The 26,243-nt window shown below is 68.3% G+C and carries 23 protein-coding genes and 4 pseudogenes; 8 read left to right on the forward strand and 19 right to left on the reverse strand.

Going from position 1 to position 26,243, the window contains the following annotated elements:
* Positions 1 to 436: 436 nt before the first annotated feature.
* The 5 genes and pseudogenes from OHB00_RS40955 to OHB00_RS40975 all read right to left on the reverse strand — a co-directional run bounded on the left by OHB00_RS40955 (position 437) and on the right by OHB00_RS40975 (position 4,460).
* Positions 437 to 1,117 (reverse strand): annotated as a pseudogene (locus OHB00_RS40955) (aldo/keto reductase).
* Complete coding sequence (locus tag OHB00_RS40960) at positions 1,042 to 1,974, reverse strand: alpha/beta hydrolase (protein ID WP_406442697.1); 933 nt, start codon at positions 1,972 to 1,974, stop codon at positions 1,042 to 1,044. Before OHB00_RS40960 ends, OHB00_RS40955 begins: the two are co-directional and overlap by 76 nt.
* A complete protein-coding gene (locus OHB00_RS40965; RefSeq protein ID WP_406442698.1) occupies positions 1,971 to 2,951 on the reverse strand; it encodes an enoyl-CoA hydratase/isomerase family protein in 981 nt (326 codons plus the stop codon). Before OHB00_RS40965 ends, OHB00_RS40960 begins: the two co-directional genes overlap by 4 nt.
* A 206-nt stretch (positions 2,952 to 3,157) precedes the next feature.
* A complete protein-coding gene (locus tag OHB00_RS40970) occupies positions 3,158 to 3,715 on the reverse strand; it encodes a hypothetical protein (RefSeq protein WP_406442699.1) in 558 nt (185 codons plus the stop codon).
* 112 nt (positions 3,716 to 3,827) lie between these two features.
* On the reverse strand, positions 3,828 to 4,460 hold the full coding sequence (locus OHB00_RS40975) for a cysteine hydrolase family protein (RefSeq protein WP_406442700.1): 633 nt from the start codon (positions 4,458 to 4,460) through the stop codon (positions 3,828 to 3,830).
* A gap of 171 nt (positions 4,461 to 4,631) precedes the next feature.
* On the opposite strand from OHB00_RS40975, the gene OHB00_RS40980 reads away from it, so the two are divergent.
* Entirely contained in the window at positions 4,632 to 5,150 is a 519-nt protein-coding gene (locus tag OHB00_RS40980; protein ID WP_406442701.1) for a winged helix-turn-helix transcriptional regulator, read from the forward strand.
* Between the two features lie 79 nt (positions 5,151 to 5,229).
* On the opposite strand, the gene OHB00_RS40985 is transcribed toward OHB00_RS40980, so the two are convergent.
* The 3 genes from OHB00_RS40985 to OHB00_RS40995 form a co-directional block, all read right to left on the reverse strand.
* Positions 5,230 to 5,388 (reverse strand): hypothetical protein, encoded by a 159-nt coding sequence (locus tag OHB00_RS40985; RefSeq protein ID WP_406442703.1) that lies wholly within the window; start codon positions 5,386 to 5,388, stop codon positions 5,230 to 5,232.
* 135 nt (positions 5,389 to 5,523) lie between these two features.
* Positions 5,524 to 6,861, reverse strand: coding sequence for a LysR family transcriptional regulator (locus OHB00_RS40990; RefSeq protein WP_406442705.1), 1,338 nt, complete (start codon positions 6,859 to 6,861; stop codon positions 5,524 to 5,526).
* Positions 6,862 to 6,885: 24 nt separating this feature from the next.
* The gene (locus tag OHB00_RS40995; protein ID WP_406442707.1) at positions 6,886 to 7,344 is read right to left on the reverse strand and encodes a MarR family winged helix-turn-helix transcriptional regulator; all 459 of its coding nucleotides are present in this window, start codon (positions 7,342 to 7,344) and stop codon (positions 6,886 to 6,888) included.
* A 92-nt stretch (positions 7,345 to 7,436) separates the two neighbouring features.
* Here OHB00_RS40995 and OHB00_RS41000 point away from each other — a divergent pair, with 92 nt between their 5' ends.
* A complete protein-coding gene (locus tag OHB00_RS41000; protein ID WP_406442709.1) occupies positions 7,437 to 8,576 on the forward strand; it encodes an ABC transporter substrate-binding protein in 1,140 nt (379 codons plus the stop codon).
* Positions 8,577 to 9,305: 729 nt separating this feature from the next.
* Here OHB00_RS41000 and OHB00_RS41005 read toward each other — a convergent pair.
* From OHB00_RS41005 to OHB00_RS41020, 4 genes and pseudogenes are all read right to left on the reverse strand, one after another.
* Positions 9,306 to 9,896 (reverse strand): annotated as a pseudogene (locus OHB00_RS41005) (IS3 family transposase); the annotation flags it as partial.
* Between the two features lie 339 nt (positions 9,897 to 10,235).
* Positions 10,236 to 10,361: pseudogene (locus OHB00_RS41010) on the reverse strand (hypothetical protein); the annotation flags it as partial.
* Between the two features lie 285 nt (positions 10,362 to 10,646).
* Positions 10,647 to 11,663, reverse strand: a complete 1,017-nt coding sequence (locus OHB00_RS41015) for an NADP-dependent oxidoreductase (RefSeq protein ID WP_406442711.1) — start codon at positions 11,661 to 11,663, stop codon at positions 10,647 to 10,649.
* Positions 11,664 to 11,892: 229 nt separating this feature from the next.
* Positions 11,893 to 13,079 (reverse strand): annotated as a pseudogene (locus OHB00_RS41020) (epoxide hydrolase family protein).
* Positions 13,080 to 13,464: 385 nt separating this feature from the next.
* Between OHB00_RS41020 and OHB00_RS41025 the strand changes: the two are divergent.
* Together OHB00_RS41025 and OHB00_RS41030 are read left to right on the forward strand one after the other, a co-directional pair.
* The gene (locus OHB00_RS41025; RefSeq protein ID WP_406442713.1) at positions 13,465 to 13,701 is read left to right on the forward strand and encodes an ATP-binding protein; all 237 of its coding nucleotides are present in this window, start codon (positions 13,465 to 13,467) and stop codon (positions 13,699 to 13,701) included.
* The gene (locus OHB00_RS41030) at positions 13,692 to 14,057 is read left to right on the forward strand and encodes a hypothetical protein (protein WP_406442715.1); all 366 of its coding nucleotides are present in this window, start codon (positions 13,692 to 13,694) and stop codon (positions 14,055 to 14,057) included. The genes OHB00_RS41025 and OHB00_RS41030 overlap by 10 nt, the downstream gene beginning before the upstream one ends.
* Positions 14,058 to 14,096: 39 nt before the next feature.
* On the opposite strand, the gene OHB00_RS41035 is transcribed toward OHB00_RS41030, so the two are convergent.
* Complete coding sequence (locus tag OHB00_RS41035; RefSeq protein ID WP_406442717.1) at positions 14,097 to 14,663, reverse strand: TetR/AcrR family transcriptional regulator; 567 nt, start codon at positions 14,661 to 14,663, stop codon at positions 14,097 to 14,099.
* A gap of 522 nt (positions 14,664 to 15,185) precedes the next feature.
* On the opposite strand from OHB00_RS41035, the gene OHB00_RS41040 reads away from it, so the two are divergent.
* From OHB00_RS41040 to OHB00_RS41050, 3 genes are all read left to right on the forward strand, one after another.
* On the forward strand, positions 15,186 to 15,977 hold the full coding sequence (locus tag OHB00_RS41040) for an SDR family NAD(P)-dependent oxidoreductase (protein ID WP_406442719.1): 792 nt from the start codon (positions 15,186 to 15,188) through the stop codon (positions 15,975 to 15,977).
* Between the two features lie 264 nt (positions 15,978 to 16,241).
* A complete protein-coding gene (locus tag OHB00_RS41045) occupies positions 16,242 to 17,303 on the forward strand; it encodes an alkene reductase (protein ID WP_406442721.1) in 1,062 nt (353 codons plus the stop codon).
* Positions 17,304 to 17,366: 63 nt separating this feature from the next.
* Positions 17,367 to 18,284 (forward strand): alpha/beta hydrolase, encoded by a 918-nt coding sequence (locus OHB00_RS41050; RefSeq protein ID WP_406442723.1) that lies wholly within the window; start codon positions 17,367 to 17,369, stop codon positions 18,282 to 18,284.
* Positions 18,285 to 18,385: 101 nt separating this feature from the next.
* Here the strand turns inward: OHB00_RS41050 and OHB00_RS41055 are convergent, their stop codons facing one another.
* Positions 18,386 to 19,234: an alpha/beta fold hydrolase gene (locus OHB00_RS41055; protein ID WP_406442725.1), complete on the reverse strand. Its 849-nt coding sequence runs from the start codon at positions 19,232 to 19,234 to the stop codon at positions 18,386 to 18,388.
* Positions 19,235 to 19,564: 330 nt separating this feature from the next.
* Complete coding sequence (locus OHB00_RS41060) at positions 19,565 to 20,263, reverse strand: SDR family oxidoreductase (RefSeq protein WP_406442727.1); 699 nt, start codon at positions 20,261 to 20,263, stop codon at positions 19,565 to 19,567.
* 815 nt (positions 20,264 to 21,078) lie between these two features.
* On the opposite strand from OHB00_RS41060, the gene OHB00_RS41065 reads away from it, so the two are divergent.
* Positions 21,079 to 21,669: a TetR/AcrR family transcriptional regulator gene (locus OHB00_RS41065; RefSeq protein ID WP_406446199.1), complete on the forward strand. Its 591-nt coding sequence runs from the start codon at positions 21,079 to 21,081 to the stop codon at positions 21,667 to 21,669.
* A 49-nt stretch (positions 21,670 to 21,718) separates the two neighbouring features.
* Here the strand turns inward: OHB00_RS41065 and OHB00_RS41070 are convergent, their stop codons facing one another.
* The 4 genes from OHB00_RS41070 to OHB00_RS41085 form a co-directional block, all read right to left on the reverse strand.
* The gene (locus OHB00_RS41070) at positions 21,719 to 22,333 is read right to left on the reverse strand and encodes a hypothetical protein (RefSeq protein ID WP_406442729.1); all 615 of its coding nucleotides are present in this window, start codon (positions 22,331 to 22,333) and stop codon (positions 21,719 to 21,721) included.
* A gap of 471 nt (positions 22,334 to 22,804) precedes the next feature.
* Positions 22,805 to 24,367 carry a long-chain-fatty-acid--CoA ligase gene (locus tag OHB00_RS41075; protein WP_406442731.1) on the reverse strand — a complete coding sequence of 521 codons (1,563 nt, stop codon included), beginning with the start codon at positions 24,365 to 24,367 and terminating at the stop codon, positions 22,805 to 22,807.
* 49 nt (positions 24,368 to 24,416) lie between these two features.
* The gene (locus OHB00_RS41080; protein ID WP_406442732.1) at positions 24,417 to 25,274 is read right to left on the reverse strand and encodes an SDR family NAD(P)-dependent oxidoreductase; all 858 of its coding nucleotides are present in this window, start codon (positions 25,272 to 25,274) and stop codon (positions 24,417 to 24,419) included.
* Positions 25,267 to 26,115 (reverse strand): alpha/beta fold hydrolase, encoded by an 849-nt coding sequence (locus tag OHB00_RS41085; protein ID WP_406442734.1) that lies wholly within the window; start codon positions 26,113 to 26,115, stop codon positions 25,267 to 25,269. The genes OHB00_RS41080 and OHB00_RS41085 overlap by 8 nt, the downstream gene beginning before the upstream one ends.
* Between the last annotated feature and the right edge of the window lie 128 nt (positions 26,116 to 26,243).

The following is a 26,243-nucleotide window of genomic DNA, read 5'->3' on the forward strand; positions in this document are numbered from 1 at the left end:
GGGAGATCCGAGGTAGGTGGTCCTCGGGGCGTTCGAGAAACTCAACTCGCATGTGCCGCTTCAGCCATTGCGGCCGGGCCATCGTGGACCTCTTCCGGGCACGGGGCGGAGAGATCGTCGAGCACTGGGATAGGGCGCAGGACGTGCCGGAGACCTCCGCCGACGACAACACGATGTCTGAGAGCCGTCGGGGCGCCGCGACCGCCGCACGGCGGTGCGCCGCCCACCCGGGGACGATGCCTCGCGAGCCTCATCCCGGTCGTGGAGCCTGCTCGGTATGGCCGGGACACCGTTGTTTATCGATCGCCACGATGGGGCTGTGACACCTGGTAGTGACGTGGCGCGGCCAGGCGAACGGCTCCGCCCCGTATGGTGCGCACGATGCGGGACGGAAGGGCGTCGACGGCATAGGGCCGCCAGCGGCAGGATCCGCAGCTCAGGCCGCGGGCACCGCGGGTTGGGTGACGAGGGAGGCGTCACCGCCCTGGACGGCGTCTCGGGCACCAGCGGTCGCCTCGTGGGGCACTCCGAGGGGGATTGCGCTGACGTCCGGCAGGCGCGCGAACTGCTTCGGGGTGAGCTGGACGTCCAGCGCGCCCAGGTAGTCGTCGAGCTGGGTGAGGCTGCGCGGGCCGATGATCGGCACGAACGAGGTGGACGCCTGGGCGGCACGCTCACGCAGCCAGGCCACCGACACCTGGGCGGGCGTTGCGCCGGTCTCCTCGGCGATGGCCAGGACGGTGTCGACGGCGGTCTTCTGGTCGGTGCTCTCGGTGTGCACGAGCGTCTTCAAGTCGCTCAGCCGTCCCTAGGTGCTGCGGCGGTACTTGCCGGTCAGCAGTCCGCCGCCGAGCGGAGACCACAGGACTGCGCCGAGACCCAAGCTTTCGGCCATCGGCAGCAGTTCGCGGTCGGGAGTCCTCTCGACGAGGCTGTACTCGATCTGGATGCCCGCCACCGGCGCCCAGTTCTTCAGGTCCGCGAGGGTGGCGGCGCGGGAGACGCGCCACGCGGGGAAGTTGGACAGGGCGAGTGGTCGGCTCAGCCGCTCGTGACCTGCGCGGGTTTCAGGTGGCTGACCAGGAACTCGGTCTGATCGGCGACCAGTTGCTCGAATGCCTTTCCGAAGTAGAAGTCGAAATGCCCGGCGTCATAGTGACGGATGTCGCCGCGCGGTGCCTTACGGACGTAGCGTTCGGTCGGCACGGGCGGGGCGACCGAATCGGTTCTGCTGATGCAGACGAGGATCGGCGCGGCGATGTCCTTGGCCGCTCGGCCGGGCCGATACCGGACGATGTTGATCAAGCTGCGGGCCGCTGCGCGGTTTACCCACTCGTAGCCGTCGGGCACCAACTTCAGCATTCCGGGCAGCGCGTCGGGTGCGGTCATCAGACCGAGTTGACCGGGCGCTGCCGCAACCGGAACGGTGACCGGTTCCTTCCCGCGCGCCGCTGCCAGGAAGTCGCGGGCCAGGACGCCCCCCAGGACCAGGGTCTCCCGTATTCCGAGCGCGCCGGCTGAAGCCGGCCCGTCGGTGAAGGGGCACTGGGCGACCGCGGCACACAGTTCCGGATGCCGGGCGGCGACGGCGATGGCGTGGCCCCCGCCCAGCGAACTGCCCCACACCGCGACCCGTTGCCGGTCGACTTCGGGGAGCCCGGCCGCGTACGCGAGGGCGGCGTCCCAGTCGGCCAGTTGTTTGGTCATGGACAACACCTGGCGCGGTCGGCCGCCGCTGTCGCCGAGATTGCGGTACGTGAATACCAGCACCGCCAACCCGGTGGCGGCGAATCGTTCGGCGTAGGGCGCCAGCCCCATCTCCCGGGTGGCGCCGAGGCCGTGCCCCATCACGACGACCGGCACGGGCGTGCCGGAGGCGGTGTCCGGCAGGTTCAGCCAGGCCGAGCAGTAGGAGTCGCCCGAGGCGAACTGCACGGTGCGCCGGCCGAACTTCGTGGTCAGCTTGTGTGTCATGCCGTCACTTCCTCTTTGCCGCCTGTCGCGGTGGTTCCGCGTAGGAGGGCGGCGGCATAGCCGCCGGGCTGGTACAGCGGCAGCTCACCGTTCGCCGCGGTGTCGCGCAGGTAGGCCTTCATGAGTTCCTGCGCCTTCGGCCGCGGCAGGGAGGCGAGCATCTCGGAGCGTTCGAGGTGCAGACCGTCGGCGAGCGACAGCGAGCTGCCCAGGTTCACCGCCCGCTTGACGGCCCCGATCGCCTCGGTCGGCCGCGCCGCGAGATGAGCGGCTCGTTCGACGGCCCGGGACAGGAGCTGACCGGCCGGCACGATCTCGTCGATGGCCCCGACGGCGAGTGCTTCCTCCGCGGGGAGCGGCCTGCCTTCCAGGATCGCCAACAGCGCGCGGTGGGAACCGATGAGCCGGGGCATGCGCTGGGTGCCACCGGCGCCGGGAATGATGCCCATCAGGATCTCCAGATGACCGATGAAATAGTCGCCCTCGGCCATCAGCCGCAGGTCGCAGGCCCACGCGATCTCGGCGCCGACACCCAGCACAGACCCGTTGAGGGCCGCCACGAAGATCGTGGAGCTGGTGGCCATGCGGAGAAGCGCCGTGTGCAGGTCATCGGCCTGGATGCCCCCCATCAACGGCGTTTTGCCCGCCACCCACCGGGTGAGCCGGTACCGGGCCGCCCAATGGGCGATCTTCGCCACCGCGCTCGTGACCCGAGTACTCACGGGGGGAATCACCGATCCGTCCTCCTGCAGCCAGCTGATATCCGCGTGGCTGATGAAGCGGCTGGGATGTGACCCGGTGAACACCACGGCGCGAATGGCCGGATCCTGGTCTGCGCGCCGGACGAGCTCGATGAACTCCGGAGCGTCATCGCGCCCGAAGAGTCCCAGCTCATCAGGGGCGAGCCAGGCGATGATCACCCCGCCCTCGAGCTCCTCGATCTTGATGCGTGGCTGGGCAGCGGCTTGCTGGGACATGAGGGTCGACTCCTTCTGGGCCCCGTCGCCGGGGAAAGACGCACTGCGCACGGTGCGCAGGGTGCTCGTTACCAACGTGTGAACCTGAGTGAAGAACGTGCTCGGCCTCGAAGGATGAAAAACGAGTCGGCGACCACGTGAGGTCGGCCGCGTCATGGCCACTGCTGCGCCGTGCCGGCGCAGCAGTGGCCGCCGAGACGGAGAGATCAGCTCGCGGCCGGCTTGGCCAGTGCCTTGCGTGCCATGCTGGCCGCGAAGAGCGGAGTCTCGTGCTGGTTGTGGGCGACGATCGCGGGATGATATTGCGCGGCCGCGTCGTCAAAGCTCACGCCGACCTCAGCGAGGGCGTCCAGGAACCCCTGGGTGGCATGGGTGGTCACGGTGTTGGTCAGACGGCAGGTTCCGTTGTCGTTCGGCTCCACCCGCATGTCCCAGGTGGCCTGGACCTTGATCCAGCCTTGTTCTGTCTGTGCATCGGACAGTGACACCAGGTGGCAGTGGTGCGGCTCGTGCACCTCGGCCACGTAGTGCTGGATGACGAGGGTGCCGCCGATGTTCTCCACGTTGATGGACATCGGGCGCCCGTCATCCGTGGTGGTCCGGCCCGCAGCGATGTGCTCGCCCGGCGCGCAGCGCCGGTACTCCGCGTCGGGCAGGTTCAGCACCCAGTCAGCGATGTCGACGGCCTCGATCGGCGCGTCGACGGTCGCCGTCTCCGCTGTCTCACTGATCACCGCACTGTCCAACACCTGGTCTTTCGACAAGATCTGATCCTTTCTCAGCGCAACGCACCGCACCGCACCGCATGAGCAGTGAGTCACCTGTGCATCTGCAATCGGGAAACGTCGCCCCCGTTGGACGGTTCTGTGGTGAGCGTCAGACGTGTGCGCCCTTGAAGGCGGTGACGATCTCGTCGGCGGTCACGATGGCGTGGGCGTAGGACGGGCCGTTCAGCTCGTGGGCCGCGTGCAGCATTTCCCGGGTCCACGCGGCGGTCGCTCCGCGTACCAGGGTCACGTGGTAGCCCAGCTCCATGGCGTAGCGGCTGGTCGACTCGATGCAGGTGTTGGCCAGCATGCCGACGGTCACCACGTGGGTGATGCCGTGCTTCTTGAGCTGGAGGTCGAGATCGGTGTTGGCGAAGCCGCTCTGCGCCCAGTGCTCGTGGACCACGACATCGTTCGCCTGGGGAACGAAGTCCGGGTGCCAGTCGCCGCCCCAGGCTCCGTCTTCGAAGACCCGGTTCTGGTTGCCGCCGGCCTGGTCCGCGGTGAGGTAGTTCCAGTTCGCGTAGTTGCCCTCGCGCCAGCGACGGTGCGGGACGACGAAGACCTGGATGCCGGCCGCACGCGCGGCGGCCACCACCGCGCGCAGGTTGTCGAGCAGGCCGACCTCCGTGGCGACCTCTTCGACCAGAGGCCACAGCTTCCCCCCTTCGGAGAGGAAGTCGTTGTACGGGTCCATCAGGAGCAGCCCCGTGTGCGCCGGGTCGTACTGCGTATCGGTCATGAGTGGTGCCTCCAGACGCGCCGAGGAGTCCACGCCTTGTCACCTGGACGCTCTCTCGGCTCATCCGCAGATTAACTCAAAAAAACATAGCCACCAACTCTATTTTCCATAGGAACTCGTTCGATCTCTGCGATGATGGGGGCGGAACGAGTTCACGAGGAGGACGTCGGTATGGGTGGCTGGTCAGAGATCACGAGCACGCAGTGCCCCGTCGCGCGGTCGAGCGCGGTGATCGGGGACCGCTGGACGCTCGTGATCATGCGGGAACTGACGATGGGCAACCGCCGCTTCGACACATTGCAGGTCCAGACCCTGGCTTCGCCGCAGATGCTGACCAACCGCCTCAAGCGGCTGGAGGCCGACGGCATGCTCGAACGCCGCGCCTACAGCGAGAGGCCCCGCCGCTACGAGTACCACCTCACCGACAAGGGCGAAGCCTTCGCCTCGGTACTGCTCGCCCTCCGTAATTGGGGCGAGACCTGGTGCAAGGAGCCCGGGGAAGGGGTCGCCGTCCACCACATTCACAAGACATGCGGTCGCGAGGTGGGTCTGAGCGGCACCGTGTGCGAAGGGTGCGGCGAGCCCTTCACCATGAACGAAGTGACGGGTGAACTCAGCGCGGCCTTCGCACGGGAACGCGAGGGCAGGAGCGCAGCCGCCAGACGGGACGCCGAGGCCCGCCGAACCTGACCTACCCCCTCGGGGTCACGACGGCCGCGGAGTCGTCAGCCATGGGGGATCCCGTCTGCCGACGGCACACGCCTGCGTGTCACGCTTCGGGGGCCTCGGGTGCCTGGAAACCAGCGGTGTCGAGTGTGCAGTCGAACGGCGCGGGGATCTCGATCTTCTCGCCGAACGGTTCGGTGAGGCAGGACGTGTAAGCCTCGGCGGACGGGGCCTGCGGCGCGGTCGCCTTCTCCTCCTGCATGTCCAGGATCGGGTAGACCGGGACGCCCGCCTTCCCGCAATGCGCCCTCCCCTCCGGGATCTGCTATGCGCCACTCAGGGTAGCCGAGCGAACGCGCACGCGTATGAAGATCTGCAGGCCGATGGGAGCCGGCGCTCACACGAGTGCGCCCCGGCCGACATCCGGGGGCGACGGCGCGCTGCCCGCCTCGGCGAAGGCGATCTGCCGCTCGATCAGCTCCGCCATCCCGTTCATCGCATCGCCCTGTCGCCGACCAGCGACGGTCGGGAAGCCTCTTCCGAGGCTGCTTCCTCCACTGCGTGCAGAGCCGTGAGCGCACCCTCGTAGTCCCCCCACGCCGATCAGCGCGCGCGGTGTCGGTTCCGAGCCTGGCCCGGCGTTCGCCGGGTAACCGTGCATTTCCAGCGGCAGGACGAGGTAGCCGCCCTCGGCGAGCTGCTCGTGCCGCGCGGTTGAGACGTCCCACACGTTGTAGGTGATCACAGTGCCGTCGAAGCCGTCCGCGGGGATGTGGTCCGATGCGCCGAGGGTCCCGTCGCCGAGGATCGCGGTGACGCGGCCGCTGCCCGCCTCGGCCGTCAACTGCTGGGTACGGTGCACCACATACGGGTCGAGGTCGACCGTGACCACGCGCCCGCGCCGGCCGACGACGTGGGCGAGGAGCTCGGCGTTGAAGCCGCCCGAGCCGACCTCCAGCATCGTCATCCCGGGCTGCGGGCACAGACCGCCGATCATGATGCCCTGCAACCACGAGGCCGAGACGCTGCTGACTGCCCGCCCCTCCTCGTTCCTGAGAGCGACGACGGCGAGGTCGTCGTCGTACGCCGTCTCCAGGGGAACCTCGGGCGCATACCGGTGGCGGGGCACGCTCCGCATTGCTTCGAGGACCGGTGCCGACAGGCTGTAGCCGCGCCGGGGGATCTGCTCGGTCATGCGGCGCCGCAGCCGCACCGCTTGCGGGGGTTCGCCGTCGACCGGCGGCCGCCGGCCGGCCACTGCGAAGACGTGCACGGGCGGCAGGCCGGGCAGCACACCCGGCCACACGAGATTCAGCGCCTGGGCTGACGGCGAGAAGATCGGGCCGACTGGTGAAGAGGCAGTGTTCCAACCCTGCGCTGTTCTTGCTGACGTGCGGTGTCCTCGCGTTCCGACCCTCCGCCGCTGCGGCCACGGGTAGCCGAGCTGTCTGGCGTACTCCGGAGATCCGCCGCAGACCTCGGCTGCGCCGCGGCGCGGGGCCCGGTCGGCGTCCCGGACCCGGTGCCGGCAGTGGCGCAGCAGCACGTCGCCGGTCTGGGTCAGGCTCACCTGCCGGCTGTTGCGATGCAATCGTTGCACGCCCAACTCCCGCTCCAGCGCCAGGATTGCCTGCGGCAGCGGTGGCTGCGACACGTGCAGGCGCGCCGCCGCCCGGCCGAAGCGCAGCTTCTCGGCGACGGCGACGAAAGTATCGGGCCTGCCTGACCTCCACATCCAGATGCTGTGCCGAGTACCGGCTCACTGCCCAAGCATGCGGTCGCGAGCCCTGCCCAGACCGTCGGCCAAGGCAGTGAGCTGCTCGGGGGTCAGGACGTCGATGAGCAGCTCGCGGACCGCGGTCACGTGGCCCGGGGCCGCCCGCTCGAGCGTGGCGAAACCGTCGTCGGTAAGGACGGCATACACGGCACGAGGGCCGCTCGGACAGATCCGACGCCGCACCAGCCCCGCCTTCTCCAGTTGGCTGATCTGGTACGTCACACCGCTCTGGGAGGCGTACACCGACTCGGCGAGTTCCGTCATGCGCAGCTCGTGGCCCGCGGCTCCGGAGAGCCTGGACAGGATTTCGTACTGCACGTGCGTCAGGTCGGCGTCGTCCTTCAGCTGCTGGTCAAGGCGCCGGTTCAGCAGCGCGGCGGCGCTGAAGAACGCCGTCCAGGCCCGCATCTCCTCGCCGGTCAACCATCGTGTGTGACCCACGTCGCCACCTCCTTGTTCAAATTTTAAGTGGAGGGTACCTTGGCCATCGACTTCAAATTTGAAGTCGATGCCCGTAGCGAGAGGTACCCACGATGGGATTCACCAGAAGGACGCTCCTGCGGACCGCGGCGCTCGGCACGGCCGCGGCCGGTCTTCAGGCCATGACATCGAACGCGGCCTCCGCCGCGCCCGCCGGCCGAACGACGGCCGGCGAACAGGAACAGCTGCAGGCCCTGTACCGCGCGGCCAAGGACGAGGGTGGACGGGCGACCCTCTACATGGGCGGCGACGCGCCCGGATTCTTCGACTTCATCCCGCAGGCCTTCCTTGCGCAGTTCCCCGGCATCCAGGTCAAAACGATCACCGACCTGAGCAAGTACCACGACGCGCGCATCGACAATCAACTCGCCACCGGCAACCTGGTCGCCGACATCGCCATCCTGCAGACCACACAAGACTTCGACCGCTGGAAGGCCATGGGCGAACTCCTGCGGTACCGCCCTGTCGGCTGGGACAAAGTGTTCGACAACGCCAAGGACCCCGACGGCTACTGGGCGAGCGCCTACTACGGGGCGTTCGCCCCGATCGTCGGCATCCATCAGGCGCCGGCCGACCCGAACGACTTCCGTGCCACCGACCTGCTCAGCCCCGTCTTCACCGACAAGATCATCTCCACCTGGCCCAACGACGACGACGCGGTGCTCTTCCAGTACAAGCTGTTCGTCGACCAGTACGGCTGGGGCTGGCTGGAGAAGTTCGCCGCGCAGCGGCCCACATACGTCCGCGGCCTGGGGGGATCAATCGGCGGCGTGACTGACGGCAGCTACCTTGCCAGCCCGGCCGGGGCCGGGGGCACGGGCCCCAACAGCGTTCAGGTGCTGCCCGCCCACGATCGGTTCCCGTCCTGGGCGCAGCGCGCCGCCATCTTCCGGCGGTCCCCGCACCAGGCCACCGCCAAACTGTTCCTGAGCTGGCTGCTCTCCCAGCAGGCTCAGCAGGACGTCATCGCCGGCTTCACCTGGTCGGTACGCGCCGATGTCGCCCCGCCCGCGGGGCTGAAGCCCCTCGCCGACTACCGCACCACCGACCCCCTCGACTTTCCGAAGTTCATGAGCGACCGCGCCGCCGTCGACCGGTTCAAGTCCCAGGTCGAGCTGTACGTCGGAGCAGTACAAGGCCCCAACCCCGCCGACCCCCAGAACACCCTCGGCCGCACCCCCGGCCGATTCTGAAACCACGCCATCCACGCCCGCGCACCAAACCGACCCCTGTTGGTGCGCGGGCCCCCAGGATTCGGTAGGCGGCGGCTCCGGCCGTTGGGATGTGCTCGGCGCGCGGACGCGGCGCCGCGGTGCCGCCCCGGAGGGCCTTGGTGTAGTCGCCCGGCACGGACAGCACGTCGGCGGAGAGAGCCGGCCACTCGCCCGGTCCCAGCCGCGGCGGCGGCGCTTCTCCGGACCCGGATCCTGACCCGGTTGTGAGTTGGCGGATCACGATGCACCTGCGGTGCGACTTACAGACAACGGAGCTCGCTCGCGTGTGCGCATCGAATGTGAGTCGTGGAAGCGCATGGCCGAGGTGTGCCACCATGCGCCGGTGACGCCACGCCACGGGTGGCGGCGTCGGAGATGGGCGCCGCATGGTGGGGTGATGGCGTGCTGGTGGCGGTATCACCGCAGCGGGATCTGCTCGCCGATTGACTGCTCGCGGGCGGAGAGCGCCGCAGCACCCTTCGGTGCACGTTGCCTCGGCCAGCCGCACCTCGTGCGGCTCAGGACCAGCCGTGAGAGGGCCGTCCGGCAGCAAGAGGTATTTGGGATCTTCGCCCGGCCCTTCTGTGAACACCTCAGCCAAGATGTCCTCACTGTCGACCAGCGGTCGGACGGGCCTTCCCCGGCGAAAGTGGACACGCGTTCGGGTGGTTGTGCGGCCAGCGTGACCTTATCGGACTCCTGCTGGTGCTGGTGTTCGTAGTCGACAGGGCTGAGGTGTCCGTTGGCGGAGTGCCTGCGGCGGGTGTTGTAGCGGGTGAGTCACCGGAAGACGGTACGTCGGCAGAGTTCCGTTCCCGGGTAGCGGTGGGCGCCACGCAGGGTTTCCCGCTTGAGGGTGGCGTGGAAGCTCTCGCAGGCGGCGTTGTCGGCGGAGGTGCCGACCGCGCCCATGGACTGGATGACGTCCAACTCGCCGCACAGGTCGGCGAATTCACGCGATGTGTACTGGGCACCGTGATCCGAATGGAAGACCGCGCCGCTCAGACCGCCGCGGGTGGCGGCTGCTATCCGCAGGGCGTCGGCGACGAGTTCGGTGCGCATGTGGGCGGCGATGGACCAGCCGACCACCCGGCGGCTGAAGCAGTCCAGGACAGTGGCCAGGTAGAGGAACTGGCCGTCCCCGGTGGGGAGATAGGTGATGTCGCCCATGTACTTCCCGGGCGCCGGGGCGGTGAAGTCTCGCACGGCCCGGTCCGCGGCCTCGGCGGGCCGCTCGCTGGTCATCACCATCGGCGTGGTGAAGCGCGGCTGACGGCAGTTGGCCTGCCGCTGGAGCCTGCGGCGGGCACGACCGGAGCGCAGGGGCACCGGCGAGCTCGCGCCGCAGCTGGCCCCTGCCCTGGACGTAGGGGGCCTGGTGACGGTCTCGTGGACCACGTGGATCTCCGGCCGGTCGGGAAACTCCTGCCGTAGCGCGTGGAATATCTGCTCCGGGCTCCACTTCTCGTCCGGCATCGCCTGGACAGCGTCCCGCAGCTCGGGGTTCTGGCTGGTCTTGCGGTGCTTGGGGCGGGGCCGACGGGCGTTGGCCCGGGCCTGGGCGGCGTGCGGGAGGTAGTGCCACTGGCCACGCGTGCCGCCGGTGCGGTTGCGGCGGATCTCCCGGCTGATCGTGGAGGGACTGCGGCCCAGTTCCGCGGCGATCGCCCGGAACGGTGGCCTTCTCCCGCAGCCGGTCGGCGATGTGGATCCGCTCGTCCGCACGCGGATACCGGGACGGGCCGGATGCCGGTACCACCGCATGGATCGGTGGTACCGGCATCCGGTTCCGGTATCCGGAGCGGCCGTTACGCCACTTGTTGCCCGTCCGGCGATCTACGCCGACGGTCCGGCACGCTTCGGTGTTGCTGTGTCCCTGCTGCACGAGCCGGGAGTATGCCTCCCGCTCCCGGGACAACTTCTTACGCCCCTGGAGACCGGTCCCCTCGGACCTCCAAGTCCATCGCACCCCTCGAACTGGGGTGTTGCGACGACCACTAGAACCCAAGCACAGGCCCAGGTCCCTCGCTGAGTCTGGTGACGGCCGATTCAGAGCTTGACGATCATCTTGCCGACGCTCTCGCCCCGCATGAGTGCGAGGTAGGCCTCCATGGTGTTCTCGAGGCCCTCCACGACGGTCTCCTGGAAGTGCAACTTGCCGGCGCCGATCCAGCCGCCGACATCGCGGACGAAGTCGGGCTGGAGGTCGAGCTCTTCGGTCACCATGAAGGTGAGCAGGTCCGAGCGTGTGACGGCCAGGTTCCACAGGTTGCGCGGCCCGACGACCTTCTCGTCGTTGTACTGCGAGACCATTCCGCTCAGCACGATACGGGCGTGGAGCTTGAGCGCGCCGATCGCAGCCTCCAGGTGTTCGCCGCCGACGTTGTCGAAGTAGACGTCGATGCCGTCCGGCGCGGCCTGGGCCAGTTGCTCGGCGACCGGCCCGTTCCTGTAGTTGAACGCCGCGTCGTAACCGTACTCCTCGGTGAGCAGTTTGACCTTCTCGTCCGAGCCCGCGCTGCCGATCACCCGGCCGGCGCCCTGCAGCTTGGCGATCTGGCCGACCGCGCTGCCGACTGCACCCGCCGCGCCGGAGACGAAGACCGTGTCGCCCTCCTTGATCTTCGCGAAGCGTGTCAGCCCGATGTAGGCGGTGAGGCCGGTGGCGCCGAGCACGCCCAGGTACGTGGAGAGCGGCGCGAGGTTCGGGTCCACCTTCTGGGCGGTCGGCGCGTCGACGACCGCGTAGTCGCGCATGCCGAGGAAGTGGGTCACGTAGTCGCCGGGAGCGAAGCCCTCGGCATTGGACGCCAGGACGCGGCCGACCGCGGTGCCGTCCATCGGTGCGCCCACCTCGAACGGCTCGATGTAGGACTTCTTGTCGCTCATCCGGCCGCGCATGTAGGGGTCGACCGAAAGGTATTCGTTGGCGACCAGGAGCTGGCCCGCGTCGATGGCGGGGATCTCCACCTCGCGCAGCGCGAAGTCGGACGGCACCGGCGTGCCCGTGGGGCGGTTCTCCAGGTGCCAGGCGCGACCGGTGGTGGGTAGAGGCTGCTCGGACATGAGGATCGAGTCCCTTCGGCGAATTTGCATTATGATCATAATGCTATGCTGTCGTCGAGAGGTTTGCAAGCGTGCCGCTTGGCGAATGTCTCGGCAGGAAGTGCAGCCGGGCGAGCCTCGTACCGGCCTCGAGCGGCTCGATGGAACGGGCGACGGCTAGGCCAAGCCACGACGTCCCGGTCGCCTCCGACCCCGGCTTGGAGAGCGCGGCGTGCGACGGCGTGACGACTCAGTGGGTCAGTTCCCGGAAGAAGGTGCGGATGTCGCCGACGAGCAGTTCGGGTTGTTCCATGGCGGCGAAGTGGCCGCCGCGGTCGAACTCGGTCCAGTGCACGACGTTGGCGATGCGTTCCGCGAGGGCGCGGATGGGCAGGGCGTCGTACGGGAAGACCGCGACGCCCAGCGGGGTGGGTGACCGCTCTGGCCGGGCTCCGACCGGGTCGGCCGACTGCTGCAGGCGGTTCGCTGGGTGGGTGACCTCGTAGTAGAAGCGGGCCGATGACGCGGCGGTGTTGGTCAGCCAGTACAACGTGATGTTCGTGAGCATGTGGTCGCGGTCGACTGTCCCCTCGTTGGGGTCGGCCCACTCCTTGAATTTCTCGGCGATCCAGGCGAGTTGCCCGGCCGGAGAGTCGGCCAGGGCGAATCCGATGGTCTGCGGCCGGCTCGCCCGGAGGGCGAAGTAGGCGCTGCCCTCGGCCCGGATCTGCAGGTTGCGCTCGAGCTTGGCCTTGTCTTCCGGGCTGACGTCGTCGAGCTCGCCAGGGGCGCCGGTGGGGTCGGTCGCCAGGAAGTTGACGTGTACGCCGATGGCATGGTCGGCGTCGACGCGGCCGATTTCCTGGGAGACGAACGAGCCCCAGTCGCCGCCCTGAGCGCCGTAGCGCTCATTGCCGAGGCGGGCCATCAGCTGTGCCCAGGCGCCGGCCACCCGCGTGGGGTCCCAGCCGCGTTCGGTGACCGGGCCCGAGAACCCGTACCCGGGGATGGACGGGATGACCAGGTGGAAGGCGTCGGCAGGGTCGCCGCCGTGTGCACGCGGGTCACTCAGGGGGCCGATCACCTGCAGGAACTCGAGGAACGAGCCGGGCCAGCCGTGGGTGAGGACCAGCGGGGTGGCCCGGGCTCGGGTGAGCGGACGTGCAGGAAGTGGATGTTCTGACCGTCGGTCGTGGTGGTGAACTGCGGCAGTTCGTTCAGCCGCTTCTCCCAGGCGCGCCAGTCGTGGGTGGTGCGCCAGCATTCGGCCAGCTCGCTCAGGTAGTCGACCGGGACGCCCATCTCCCATTCTGTGCGGGGAATCGAGTCGGGCAGCCGGACGCGGCCGAGGCGCTCTCATAGGTCGTCCAGGTCGGCCTGCGGGATGTCTGTACGGAACGGGCGCACGGAGGCGTCGCCGTCGGAGTTGTTTGTCATGTCCTTGTGTCTTCCATGTGTGTGGGGAGAGAGCGACCGGATCCAAGCGGCCGCCTCGGCGGCGTGGGTCAGGCCAGCAGCGTGCCGAACAGGCCGGTGGCCGGCCTGGCGGCGTAGCGCGGCCCGACGTGTCGGTGGCCGCCGTGGCGATCGCGAACTTCCGCGCACGGGGCCGAACCCCTGTCCTGCCGATGCTTCCGACTCCGATGTACGCCGTCGCCACGTCGTCTCCTGCAGTGCGGTGCGAGTGCACTCATCACGCCCGACGCTACGGAGGGAAGGCTGGAAGCGGATCTGTCACCGCATCTGTAAGAAGCTGCCAAGTCTGGAGGATCACGGGCAACCGCGCCGCTCCGGCGCCAGCAGACCACTAAGGTTCCACGCAATGGACCTGTACGGACGGCTGCAGGAGCAGGCAGCCCTAGGCCGGATCCTTGACGGCGCTCGTCAAGGTGAGGGGGCAGCCCTGATGCTGTGGGGCGAACCCGGTATCGGCAAGACCGCCCTGCTCGACCACGTGGCCGAGTCCGCCGCTGCGGACTTCACCGTCGTGAGATGCCGGGGCACTCGTCTGGAATCGCGGCTGGCGTTCGCCGCACTGCACGAGTTGCTGTGGCTCTGACCGCCCTCCATGAGGCTCAGCGTGAGACGCACCTGGGCACACCACGCGGCCACCGCCCACGCGCGAAGGGCGACGGGAGCACCGGGCGGCGCCCGATCCTCACCCTCGCCGACCGGGTCCTGGCCACCGTCCTCCGCTACCGGCACGGCCTGCCCCAGGTCGCCATCGCCACCCTCTTCAGCGTCTGCCCCGAGCCAATCAACCGGCGCCTGAGGGACATCCGGGAACTGCTGGCAACCGCAGGCCACGCTCTCGACCCCGCCGATCGCCAACTCGTCACCCTGAACGACCTGTTCCACCTGGCGCGCGAGGCAGGCATCACCATCACACCAGAGATCAAGACCGCGAGTTATTGATCTGCAAGCCTGCAAGCCCTTTAACTACCCGGCCTTCGGTCAAGGCCCTAGTGGTGCGGTCAGGGCTTTGTGGGTCGACTCCAGGATCTGTTCCGACAGTTCTGTGCCCGCCGTGGCCCGGGCGAGCAGGATCGCGCCGACCAGAGTGGCCACGACGGGAAGGCCGTCTTCGGCGTCGGTGGACATCCACGCGGCGAATTCCTCGACTCCGGCCGCGAACGTTTCGCGCACCTCCCCAGCCGTGGGCTCGCGAGCCATGTCCCCTGCGAATCCCGCAGTGGGACAACCGGTGCCGGGCTGGTCACGGTGCTCGGCCGACAGGTAGAAGTCGACGAGGGCGGCGCGCGCGGTGTCGTGATCGCCGTGAGCCGTGTCGAACGACGCCAGGAGTTGGTCGAGGTCCCCGAAAGCGGCTTGAGCCGCCTCGGCGATCAGGGCCTCCTTGGACGGGAACTGCTTGTAGAAGCCGCCCGTGGTGAGCCCGATGGACTTCATCAGATCGGCGACGCTGATGCCGTTCACGCCGCGCTCCCGGAAGAGCTGGGAGGCCGCGGCGACCGCGCGCCTGCGGTTCTCGAGCGCTTGAGCCTGCGAAACGCGACTCATTAGTCACCTGCCCACGTTAGATACTGAAGCGCATCTATCATACGTGAAGTACCGGCCGGCCGTCGCCTCCGCTTTCCGTACGTGGACTCTTTCCGTACGGCTCTTTCTCGCTGCCGCAAGGCGAGGAGCTCGTGAACCCGCACCCGGACCGGAAGCGGCTTCCGATCGCGCGATGCCTTCGTCGAGCAGCCGGGGGGTGACGCCGGCTGGAGGCGGCTCGCGTTGCACCGGGCGTGTGTGCGGGGTGCGGGTCTGCGCAGGGGTGTCGTTCGCCGTGCCCGCGTCGGCGGCAGTACATGAAACGCGTCCAGGGTGACCATGCGCCAGAAAGGTCGTCCATCCGAACCTGACCGGCGGCCGGCCCTGGTACCTGCGTGTACGTCGAGCAGTCTCCGGCCGTGGGCGTGGGTGACTGCATCGGGAGACCGTTGACTGGACGGCTTTAGATACCTATCGTAATCTAAAGCGGGTTCGACGCATGGGCCCCCTACTCATCAGCCACCAGAAATGAGATCCACCCCCATGACCACGCAGAACAAGACCGCCGTCGTCACCGGCGCGTCCGCCGGCCTGGGTGCCGCCTACGCGCAGCGGCTTGCCGACCGGGGCTACGACCTGATCCTGGTGGCGCGGAACACCGCGCGGCTGGAAACGCTGGCGTCGGACATCCGCAGCCGCACGGGCCGCGCGGTGGACATCGTCACCGCCGACCTCACCGATGCGGCACAGATCTCCGTGGTCGAGGAACGTCTACGGACCGACGAGAGCATCGAGGTGCTGATCAACAACGCCGGCGGGGGGCTGTTCACGCCGCTCGCGACCTCCGACGCCGCGGCCTCCGAGGCGCTGATCAACCTCAACGTGACCTCGCTGACCAGGCTGACCACCGCGGTCCTGCCGGGCCTGACAGCCCGCGGGCACGGCACCGTGGTGAACGTCTCCTCTGCCCTGGCTCTCAACATCCTGCCCGTCAGCGCTGTCTACAGCGGCACCAAGAGCTACGTGCTGACGTTCACCCAGGCCCTGCAGCAGGAGCTCGCCGAGAGCCCCGTGACGGTGCAGGCCGTGCTGCCGGGCGCTGTCCGTTCGGAGTTCTGGGACGGCTCCGGCGCCGACCTTGAGGCGTTTCCCGACGAGTGGATCATGAGCGTGGACGACGCCGTCGACGCGGCGCTCGCGGGCCTCGACGCCGGTGAGCCCGTCACCATCCCGTCACTGCCCCAGATCAGTGACTGGGAGTCGTTCGAGAAGGCCCGTCAGGCGCTCGTCCCGAACCTGTCGCGGCGGGTCCCGGCCGATCGCTACCGCGGCTGACCGCCGCTCCGATTCCGGTACGTGAGTCCCTCTGCGACAACGCGCTCGGCGCCCTCGCCCCGTACGAACAGCCGGGGCTCAACACCGCAATGGTGGCGGTCATGTGTGCGGCAAGCCCGTCCACGCGCTTGACCACCGCGCCACGCGGTCTGCCTTTCACGGTGGATGGTCACCGGGCCCATCCGGCCGGTTGCCGCGTAGGCGCTACTCGCGACAGCCCACCACCCGCAGTTCTCTCTCACCCTTTCATTTGAGGAAACATCCATGTTGAACGCCCTGTGGAACCCGATCGTCGCCGGGGAGATCTCCCTGCCGCACCGCCTGGCGATGGCCCCCCTGACGCGGAACCGGTCCACCCCGGACGGCGTGCCGACCGACCTGAACGCCGAGTACTACGCCCAGCGCGCCTCGCACGCCCTCATCGTCACCGAGGGCACCCAGCCCTCCGCCGACGGCCAGGGCTACCCGGTGACGCCCGGCATCTACACCGAGGAGCACATCGCCGGCTGGCGCAAGGTCACCGACGCCGTACACAAGGCCGATGGACGCATCGTCATCCAGCTCATGCACGCCGGCCGCATCGCCCACCCCGACAACACCCCCCACCACCGGCAGCCGGTCGCCCCCTCCGCTGTCCGGCCGTCGGGCGAGATGTTCACCGCGTCCGGGCTCCAGGAGATGCCGGTCCCGCGCGAACTGTCCACCGAGGAAGTCGCCGCCACGGTCGACGACTACCGCCGCGCCGCCGCGGCCGCCATCGCGGCCGGCGCCGACGGCGTCGAGATCCACGGCGCCAACGGCTACCTGGTGCACCAGTTCCTCGCCACCAACACCAACCAGCGCACCGACCAGTACGGCGGCTCCATCGACAACCGCATCCGCTTCGCCGTCGAGATCGCCACCGCCGTGGCCGACGAGATCGGCGCCGGCCGCACCGGCATCCGGATCTCCCCCGGCAACCCCTACAACGACATCGCCGAGAGCGACACCCACGAGCTGTACCCCGCCCTCGTGCGCGCCCTCGCCCCGCTCGACCTCGCCTACCTGCACATCCTCCACGGCGGCGACGACGAACCCCTGCACACCCTGCGCAAGCTGTGGCCGAACACCCTGGTCCTCAACCGGGCCGGCACCGACATCGCCACCCGCGCCAAGGACGTCGAAGACGGCGTCGCCGACATCGTCACCGTCGGCACCATGGCGCTCGCCAACCCCGACCTCGTCGAGCGCGTACGCGCCGGCGCGCCGCTGAACGACCCCGACCCCGTCACCTTCTACGGCGGCGACGCGACCGGCTACACCGACTACCCCACCCTCACTGCCTGACAAACCACGGCGATACCGGTCCTGGCGGGCCGGTATGCCCAGATGGCCCCATGGAGGTGCCACGTGTCTGATCACGCTGCAGTTGAACTGAGCCCGGAAGCAACCGCGTTCGCGGATTTCTTCGCCGCAATGGTGATTCCCGAGTCCGAACTGGACGCGCTTCGCACCCGGGTGGAGAGCTCCCATCTCATGGCGCGGGAACCGGAAGGTGTCACCTACCGGGAGGTGGACGCGGGTGGCGTGCCGGGTATCTGGTGCGAACCCGTCGACGCCAACACCGACTACGTCCTCCTGCACGGTCACGCCGGGGGTTCCGTATTTTCGTCGGCGGTCGTCGACCGGAAGCTCGCCGGCCACATCGCCAAGGCCGCCGGGGCCCCGGTACTGGTCCTGGACTTCAGGCGGGCACCGGAACACAAGTACCCGGCTCAGGTGGACGACGCGGAGGCGGCCTTCAACTGGCTGCTGTCCGAAGGGTATGCGCCGGGTAACATCATCACGATCGGCCACTCGATCGGCGGGTTCATCGCCGTCGCCCTGGCCCTTCGCCTCCGCGACAAGAAGCTGCCCCTGCCCGGCGCCATCGTGTCGATCTCACCCTGGTGCGACCTCGAGATCGCCAACGAGACCATGGAGACCAACGCCGGGACGGACAAGATCCTGAGCAAGGATCTGCTGGCCTTCTTCCGGGATGCCTGGGTCGGCGGCACCGGCATCGAGTTCACGGACACCCGGATCAACCTGAACCGGGCGGACCTGAGAGGTCTGCCCCCGACCCTCGTCTCCTGGGGCACGTACGAGGTCCTGGCCGGCGAGGACGAGGAGTTCGGCGCCCGCGTCAAGGACGCCGGAATCGACACGACCACCGTGGTCGTCCCCGGAGGCCAGCACTCGTACGTCTACGGTGCCGGCCGCGTTCCCGAGGCCGACGCCGCCATCGCACAGATAGGCGCGTGGGTCCGCGAGAAGACGAACATCTGACCGACCCTGCTCGGCAGTCACAAGATGTCGGCTACCGGCCGTCCGGCGAAGTTCCGCGCTCTCCACCTCCGAGTCGCGTGCCGACGTTTCGGTCGGCGCGGTCAGATGGCGAGGAAGTTGGCCACCTCGGTGGTGAAGGCCTTGACGTGCTGGAACAGGAAGGCGTGGCCGGCGTCGCTGTAAAGGACCAGGGTGGCCGAGTGGAGGTGCTGGACGGCGATGTAGGAGGCAAGGGCGGGGGCTATCACGTCGCGGACGCCGTTGGCGTACAGGACGGGCTGCTTGATGGCCTCCAGGTTCGCCCGTACCTGCTCGAAGGGAACCGCCATGTACTTGGCGATGGCATCGCGTTGGCGCATCGCCGCTGTCTCGGACACGGCGGGGCCCCCGGCGGCCAGTCGTGTCGAGACGTTGGTCAGGTGCTCGATCCCGGCGGCGCGGCCCGCGTCGGTCTCGGGGAAGAACAGGTAGAGCATGTCCTCCGCGCCGGCGTCGGGCTTGGCCATGATGCCCTGCACCTTCTCCGCCAAGGGCGGCGCCCCGGGCACCCGGCCCGGACTGCTGCCCGCCACGACCAGTTTGCGGACGAGGCCGGGCCGCCGCAGCGTCACGTGCTGGGCCACGAAGCCGCCCATGGACCAGCCGAGCAGATCGACCTGCGCCAGGCCGAGGGCCACGATGAATTCGATGGCGCCGTCGGCGAATCCTTCGACGGAATCGCGCGGTTCGCCGGGCGTGTAGCCGATCCCGACGTTGTCGAAGACGATCACGTCGTGGTCGGCGGCCAGGAGATCCAGGAATTCCGGGTCCCACCAGTCGATGGTCCCGCGGAAGCCGCTCACCAGGACCAGGGGGACGCCGCCCCGTGGCCCGATCCGCCGGTAAGTGAACGTTGCGGAAGCGCCTTCCACGGACAGGTCCTCGGCCTTGTCCGCCAGATAGGTACTCATAAAGGGTGCTTCTCCCTTTTGCCGGTGCGCCTGAGAAATGGGGTCTGTTGGGGCGGGCGCCAGCCGGCCGCCTTGTCGGCTTGCGGATCTCTTGGCGAGGACCCGTCCGTGAATCGGCGCGGCGCATCGCGCGGAGGGGTGACGACAGGGCAGCCGACGGCCGGCGCGGTCACGGCTTGGGTCGGTGGTTACCGCGACGACTGCCCTGTCGACGGTTGAGTTGTCCTCACCGTCCTGTGCCGCCGCCCTCACGTCGATGGCGCGACGGCGCGGGAGCGGGACACCGGGCATCGGCACGCAGCGCGGTGCGGATTCTTGGGCGGTCGCTTCTCAGGGGAGTTGCGGGTAGAGCGCGGGGACGCCTCCGGCCAGGGCGGCCTGTGTCTGGCGGGAGGCGTTGTCCGCGAGGATCTCGTAGGCGCCGGCGGCGATGCCGTCGACGGCGATCCGGGCGATGTCGGCGGGGTCGGACTTGGCTGCGTCGATGGTCCGGACCATGTCGGTGTCCATGTAGCCGACGTGCAGGCCGGCCACGCGGATGTGCTGGTCGGCGAGTTGCACGCGCAGGGCGTTGGTCAGCGACCACTCCGCGGACTTGGCGGCGCAGTAGGCACCGGACTGCGGGAAGCTGACCCAGGACAGGACAGACAGGATGTTCAGGATCGATCCGCCGCCGTTGGCCGCGATCTGGGGTGCGAAGGCGCGGACGACGGAGAGGGTGCCGAGGTAGTGGGTGTCCATCTCGAGGCGGATGTCGTCCAGGTCGGCGGTGAGCAGGTCGGCGCCGGTGGAGGACCCCGCGTTGTTGACCAGGATGGTCACGTCGCCGGTGGCCTTCGCGGCGGCCGCGATGGAGGCGGGGTCGGTGATGTCGAGTGCGATCGGCTTGGCGCCGGGCAGGTCGACCTGGTCGGGGTTGCGGGCGCCGGCGTAGACGGTGGCGCCGCGGCTGAGCAGTTCGGCGGCGAGGGCACGGCCGAGGCCGCGGTTGGCTCCGGTGACAAGGGCGGTGCTGGTGGAGAGGTCCATGGAAAGTTCCTGGTGAAATAAGAAAGGCTCGCTGCTCGCAGCAACCACGCCGCCAGTGAGCGGTGTCGGCCGTGAGGCAGGCGTTTAAATTACTATCGTAATGCTATGTGATTGCCTCGGTGATTGCAAGCGCTCTGCGCGGAGTGGGCCGCCGTCCCGTCGACCGCCCAGGATCCGCGGGGGAGTGGAGGCATCGGCGTCGGAGCGGGAGGCGTGGGATGAGTCGTCCCTCCAGAAGCGCCAAGGAGTCCGCTACGAGTGCCACCTGACCGACAAGGGCGAAGCCTTCGCCTCGGTGCCGCTCGCCCTACGGGCGTGGGGCGAGATTTGGCACAAGGAACCCGGGGAAGGCGTTGCCGTCCACCACGTCCACAAGACATGCGGTCGCTAGGTGGGCCTGAGCGGCACCGTGTGCGAAGGCTGCGGCGAGCCCTTCACCATGAACGAAGTGACAGGTGAACTCAGCGCGGCCTTCGCAGGGGGGCGTTGGCGCGTACGCGCTCGACGAGGTCGGGGGTGGCGAGGGCCACGGTGCCGGCGGTGATGACGTCGGCGAGGTCGTCTTCGATGTGTTTGGCGCGGGTGGCGGTGTCCGTGTCCGCCCGGTTGAGGAGCGGTGTCGGCCACGGCTGGGTGGCGAGTCCAGATGCTGGGTCCGTGGTTGCCTGCCCTCGTTGATGAAAGCCCGACGCTTGCCCATCGTCCTCCTGTCGACCGGCGCCGCCGCCAACTCTTTGGAGTACGTCCGCAATACCATAGACTGGCGAGTCGGAGAAGGGCAACCGGCTCTTCCGGCCGGCGAAGGAGCATGTGCTGTGGTGCGGTACGCAAAGGAGCACAAGCAGGAGACGAGGCGGCGGATCATCGAGACTGCGGGCCGCCGGTTCAAGCAAGACGGTATCGACGGCTCCGGGGTCTCGACGCTCATGAAGGACGCGGGGCTGACCAACGGGGCCTTCTACGCACACTTCGAATCCAAGGACGACCTCGTCGCCACGGCAATCGCCGACCAGTTGAAGGCGCAGGCCGAGAGCGTCGTCGCGCTGGCCGCGCCTGGCCGTGCCGGAATCGAGCAGATCGTGCGCGGGTACCTGTCGCCCTGGCACCGCGACAGCCTCGGCGACGGCTGCCCCAACGCCGCTCTGCTCGACGAACTCGGGCGCTGCACCGACACAACCAGGCAGGCGTACACCGACGGCGTGCTGGTCCTCATAGAGGGCATTGCCGCCCGCATGGCGCCCGAGGCCCCGTCCTCCGCACGTGTGAAGGCGCTGAGCCTCCTCGGCCTGATGGCCGGGACCCTCCAGCTTGCCCGCGCCTTGACCGACAGCCAACTGGCCGATGAGCTCCTCGATCAGGGGATCAACAACGCCCTCGCCCTGCTGGACGCCGGGCAGCGCGTCTGACGCACCACATCCCCAGCTCCCGCTATGGCTGGGGGTGTCAGCCGGTTGATCAAGCGCGCCGGGCGTATTCGGTGGTTGTGGTCAGTGCGGGGCTGCGTTCGCACAGTTCGTCGAGGCACTTGGACTCTGTGTCGGTGAGGTGTTCGGGCCGGCGCATGATCCAGTTGGTGACCCGGCGGACGGTCAGGTGGGGAAGCGGAGCGTCCACCGGGATCGTTCCGGTGCGGTAGGGCCGCAGGTGGCGGCGGACGGTGTTCATGTCGCCGCGGTAGCCCAGCTGCTGGATCTCCCGGGTGAGCGCGGCGGCGTTGGTGCAGCCCTCCATCCAGCGGTGATGCAGGTAGAGCCGGTAGCCGTCGATCACGCTGGGGCGGTGGGTTGCCGCGACGAGGAGCTGCTCGACATCGGCGGCTCGGGCGAAGCGTAGGACGGTGCCGCGGCTGAATCGGAGTTCGCGGGCGATGGCTCGCAGGCTGTCGCCGCGTTCGATGCGTTCGTGGATCTGCTGGTGGCGTTCGCGGGTGCGGGCGACCAGCGGCCGCTGCCGTCCGTGCACGTCCAGTTCGCCCAGGATGGTGGGTGGGGAGAGCGCCCGCAGGTCGAGTCGTACCTGCCGACCAGCAACGCGACGGTCCGCCAGACACCGCTGGTAGTAGGAGTGCACTCGGGAGGATCTCCATCCACACCCCGGACAGGCGGCCGACCCCACCATGGACCGCACGGCAAGACGGACCTCAGTGTCCCCAAGAACAACCTCTTCTGCCTCGACTCCGGCCCCCTGAAAAAGGAGGTCAGCGAGGCGAACCACATCCCCCACGCCAAGGTGATGCCCACCCGTCCTTGATCGTCACCACCCCCAAATCAGCGACCGAGCCCAGGAGGTGGACCAGAGCCCACAGAGACTGACACAGCCACTGACGGAGGTCATCGAATCCAGGGGGCACACCGATCTCGCGGCGATGGCCGCCCACCACCGGAAGTACGGAGTTCTCGCGACCGGAAGTACGGATGAGCCCCGTCGCCGGTCGGCCGAGGCGGCTCATCGACCACTGTAGATTAAGAAATCATAGTTAATAGCTCTCTTTTTCATAGCCTTCCGTTCGATTTCTGCGATGCTGGAGTCGGAGCGAGCCCACTAGGACAGTTCGCGCTTGAGGATCTTCCCGGTGGCGGTCATGGGCAGGGCGTCGACGAACTCGACGATGCGCGGGTATTTGTAGCCGGCGAATTGCTCTTTTCCCCAGGCTGTCAGCTCAGCCTCAGTCGTCCTGTCGCCGGCGTTCTTGACGACGACGGCCTTGATCTCTTCCCCGTGACTTGGGTGCGGAACTCCGATGACGGCGACCAGAGAGACTGCGGGGTGCTCCATGAACACCTCCTCGAGCTCGCGCGGGTAGACGTTGAACCCGCCGCGAATGATCATGTCCTTGGACCGGTCGACGACGAAGTAGAAGCCGTCCGCGTCCTTGCGAGCCAGATCTCCGGTGCGGAACCATCCTTGGTTGATGGCCTCCGAGGTGGCCTCGGGGCGCTTGTAGTAGCCCTTCATGATGTTGTAGCCCTTGATCGCGATCTCCCCGACCGCGCCGGGGTCGTCCTCCACATCCGACCAGTCGTCGTCGATGAGCTTCATCTGGACCCCGGCGATGGGCCGGCCGATCGATCCGACTCTGGGCTCCTCGCCGTACGTGGCGAATGACGCGATGGCCACCGTCTCCGAGAGCCCGTAGCCCTCGAGGATCGTCACACCAAAGCGTTTCTTGAACTCTTGGTGGATCTTCGCGGGAAGCGCGGAACCACCGGACACGGCGATGCGCAGATTTGCGGCCAGCCGGGCGACGTCGACGCTGTCGTCGAGTGCCTCGAGCAGGCCCCAGTACATGGTCGGTACGCCGCCGAAGAACGTCACGGCATGGTCGAGCATGAGCTCCAGCGCCTCATGGGCGGAGAACCTTGCCTGCAGGACGAGTGTGCCGCCGAACCCGACGGCGCCGTTCTGGATGACCATCTGGCCGAAGGCATGGAAGAGCGGAAGAACGCACAGGTAGACGTCGGGTGTCGCGGGGTCCGACTCGAAGAGCTGGGCACCGGCTCGGGCGATGTCGTACACGTTCCGGTGTCTGAGTTCTGCGCCCTTGGGCTGCCCGGTGGTACCGGATGTGTAGAGGATGACCGCGGTGTCGTCGTCGGCACGCTCGACCGTCTCGAACGTCTCTGGCCGCCCGGCGACAGCGGCGGCAAAGATCTGGTCCGGGGTGACGCCGTCCACAGACGCGCCGCTGCCGATGAGGAAGAAGTGCGCGGCCTGGTCGGCGGCCTGAAAGGCCGACCATGCCTCGCGCCCGATCGGGAGTTCTGGACTGCCTTCGAAGGCGAAGTACGCCCTCGCGTCCGAGTCGTTGAGGTGGTAGGCGATCTCCCGCGCCTTGAGGAGTACGTTCAACGGCAGGACGACCGCGCCGGCCTTGAGGATCCCGAAGTAGATCGTCGTGAACTGCGGGATGTTCGCGCAGGACAGGGCAACCTTCTCGCCAGGGCGGATGCCGCGCTCGGTCAGCAGGTTCGCCACCCGGTTCGACGCCGCGTCGAGTTCCGCGTAGGAGATCCGGTCTCCACCGAAGACGATCGCCGTGCGCGCCGGGTATTCCGACGCGGTGCGGGTCAGTAGACCGGACACGTTCCGGGTCGAACTCGTCATCAATGGCTCCTGGTCTGTGCGTAGTCGAGGCACCGCGTTGTTGCTGACATCAGGTGGTGAGAAAGTCCTCGCCCGCACGTCCGTCGAGGCGTCCGAGGATGCTCTGGACGGTGCGATCCCGCGCCAGGCCGGAGTCCAGGGCGGGTGCGATGATGCCGCGGACCCTCGAGACCACTGTCCATCTGCGCGGACGGAAGACCCGCACATCGCGGCGGCACAGGCCCTCGACGATGGCTTGCGCCGCTTGCTCGGGGCTGATGCGCTTGCGCAGGAACCTCGGTTGGGTGTCGAGCAGCGCCTGGGCTGTTGGATCCTCGTCGATGCTCTGCCGGATCATGTCCGTGTTGATCATCGCGAAGTACGCGGTCGTGACGCTGACGCCATGGGCGGCGAGCTCGACCCTCAGTCCACGGCCGAGCTGCTCGACCGCTGCCTTGCTCATCGCGTACGGGATCGTGCCGGCCCCGTTGACGAAGGCGAACACCGACGAGATCAGGACGAGCCGGCCACGGTTCTCGATGAGGCCCGGAAGGGCAGCACGGACCGTGTTGAGTGCCCCTCCGACGTTCACGTCGAAGAGTCGGTCGACCACCGGAGGCGATGACGCCCGGAGGGTTACGCCCCGCGCAACCACACCTGCGTTCGCGATCACGATGTCCAGGCGGCCGGCGTCCCTGACGACGGTCTCGACCGCTCGGGTCATGTCGCCGAGGTCGGTCACATCACCGACCAGGTAGGTGACCCGCTCGTCGATCGCCTCGCCCGCGGCCGGACGGTGCAGATCGACCACGAAGACCCGGGCACCGGCGGCGGTCAGGGACCGCGCGGTCGCCGCGCCCAGGCCCCGGCCGCCGCCAGTGACGAGGGCGACCTTTCCGGCGATCGACCGGTCGGATCTCTCAGCCATTGAGGAACTCCAGAGCCTCGGGGACGAACTCCCGGTGGTACTGGAAGACGCCGCCGTGCCCGGAGTTCGGATAGATCTTCAGCCGGGCGTTCGGGATCCGGCGGGCCATGTCGGCCGAGTTGCTGCTGGCCACCATGAGGTCGTGATCACCGTTGGCGACGAAGACCGGCTGGGTGATCACCGAGAGGTCGTCGGGTGCGTGCAGTCCGGCCGCGCGGATGGCCTTCAGCTGCGCGCGTCGAGCCTGCAGGGAGATTTTCTCGTCGCGATTCTGGGTGCGTTCCTTGAGCCGGGCGAGGTAGTCCTTCGCGGCCCGCTTGCCCTCGGCGTCGCGCGGGAAGAACAGGAATGTCCTGGCGTCTTTCAGGGTGAGCGCGGACTTGACGTACGCCTTGACCGCGACCTTGTTGATCTCCTTGATGCCGCCGCCTCCGCGGGGACCGGTCCCGGCCAGGATGATCCGGCGCACGAGCTCGGGTGCCTGCAGGGCCACCATCTGTGCGACTCCGCCGCCGAGCGAGAACCCGAAGAGGTCGACCTTCTCGAGTCCCATCGCACGGATCAAGGCGACGGCGTCGCGGCCCATCTCCTCGACGTCGGGCGGTACGGATCCTCCGGACCCGCCGACCCCGCGGTTGTCGAACGTGATCACCCGGTGGCGGGCAGCGATGCCGTCGATGATCCTCGGGTCCCAGTCGTCAAGGACAGCCATCAGGTGGTGCAGGAACACCACCGGAACACCACCGGTCGGACCGAGCTCGCGGTAGGCGAACGGCACCCCGCCGACATCGATCGTGCGCGTGGGCACGTCGATCCACTTCATGCTCTTTGTCGTCTTCATCTGGCCTCCCCGGATACGGCGCGAGGACCGCGGCTCCGTGCAGTTACATTACGATCGTTCTTCTTACGGTTGTAATAGATACACGGCGGAACGGGGCGACGGCAAGGGCTCTGCACCCACTGAGCCCG

It is taken from the genome of Streptomyces sp. NBC_00631, assembly GCF_045206895.1.
In the GTDB taxonomy this organism is placed as follows: Bacteria; Actinomycetota; Actinomycetes; order Streptomycetales; family Streptomycetaceae; genus Streptomyces.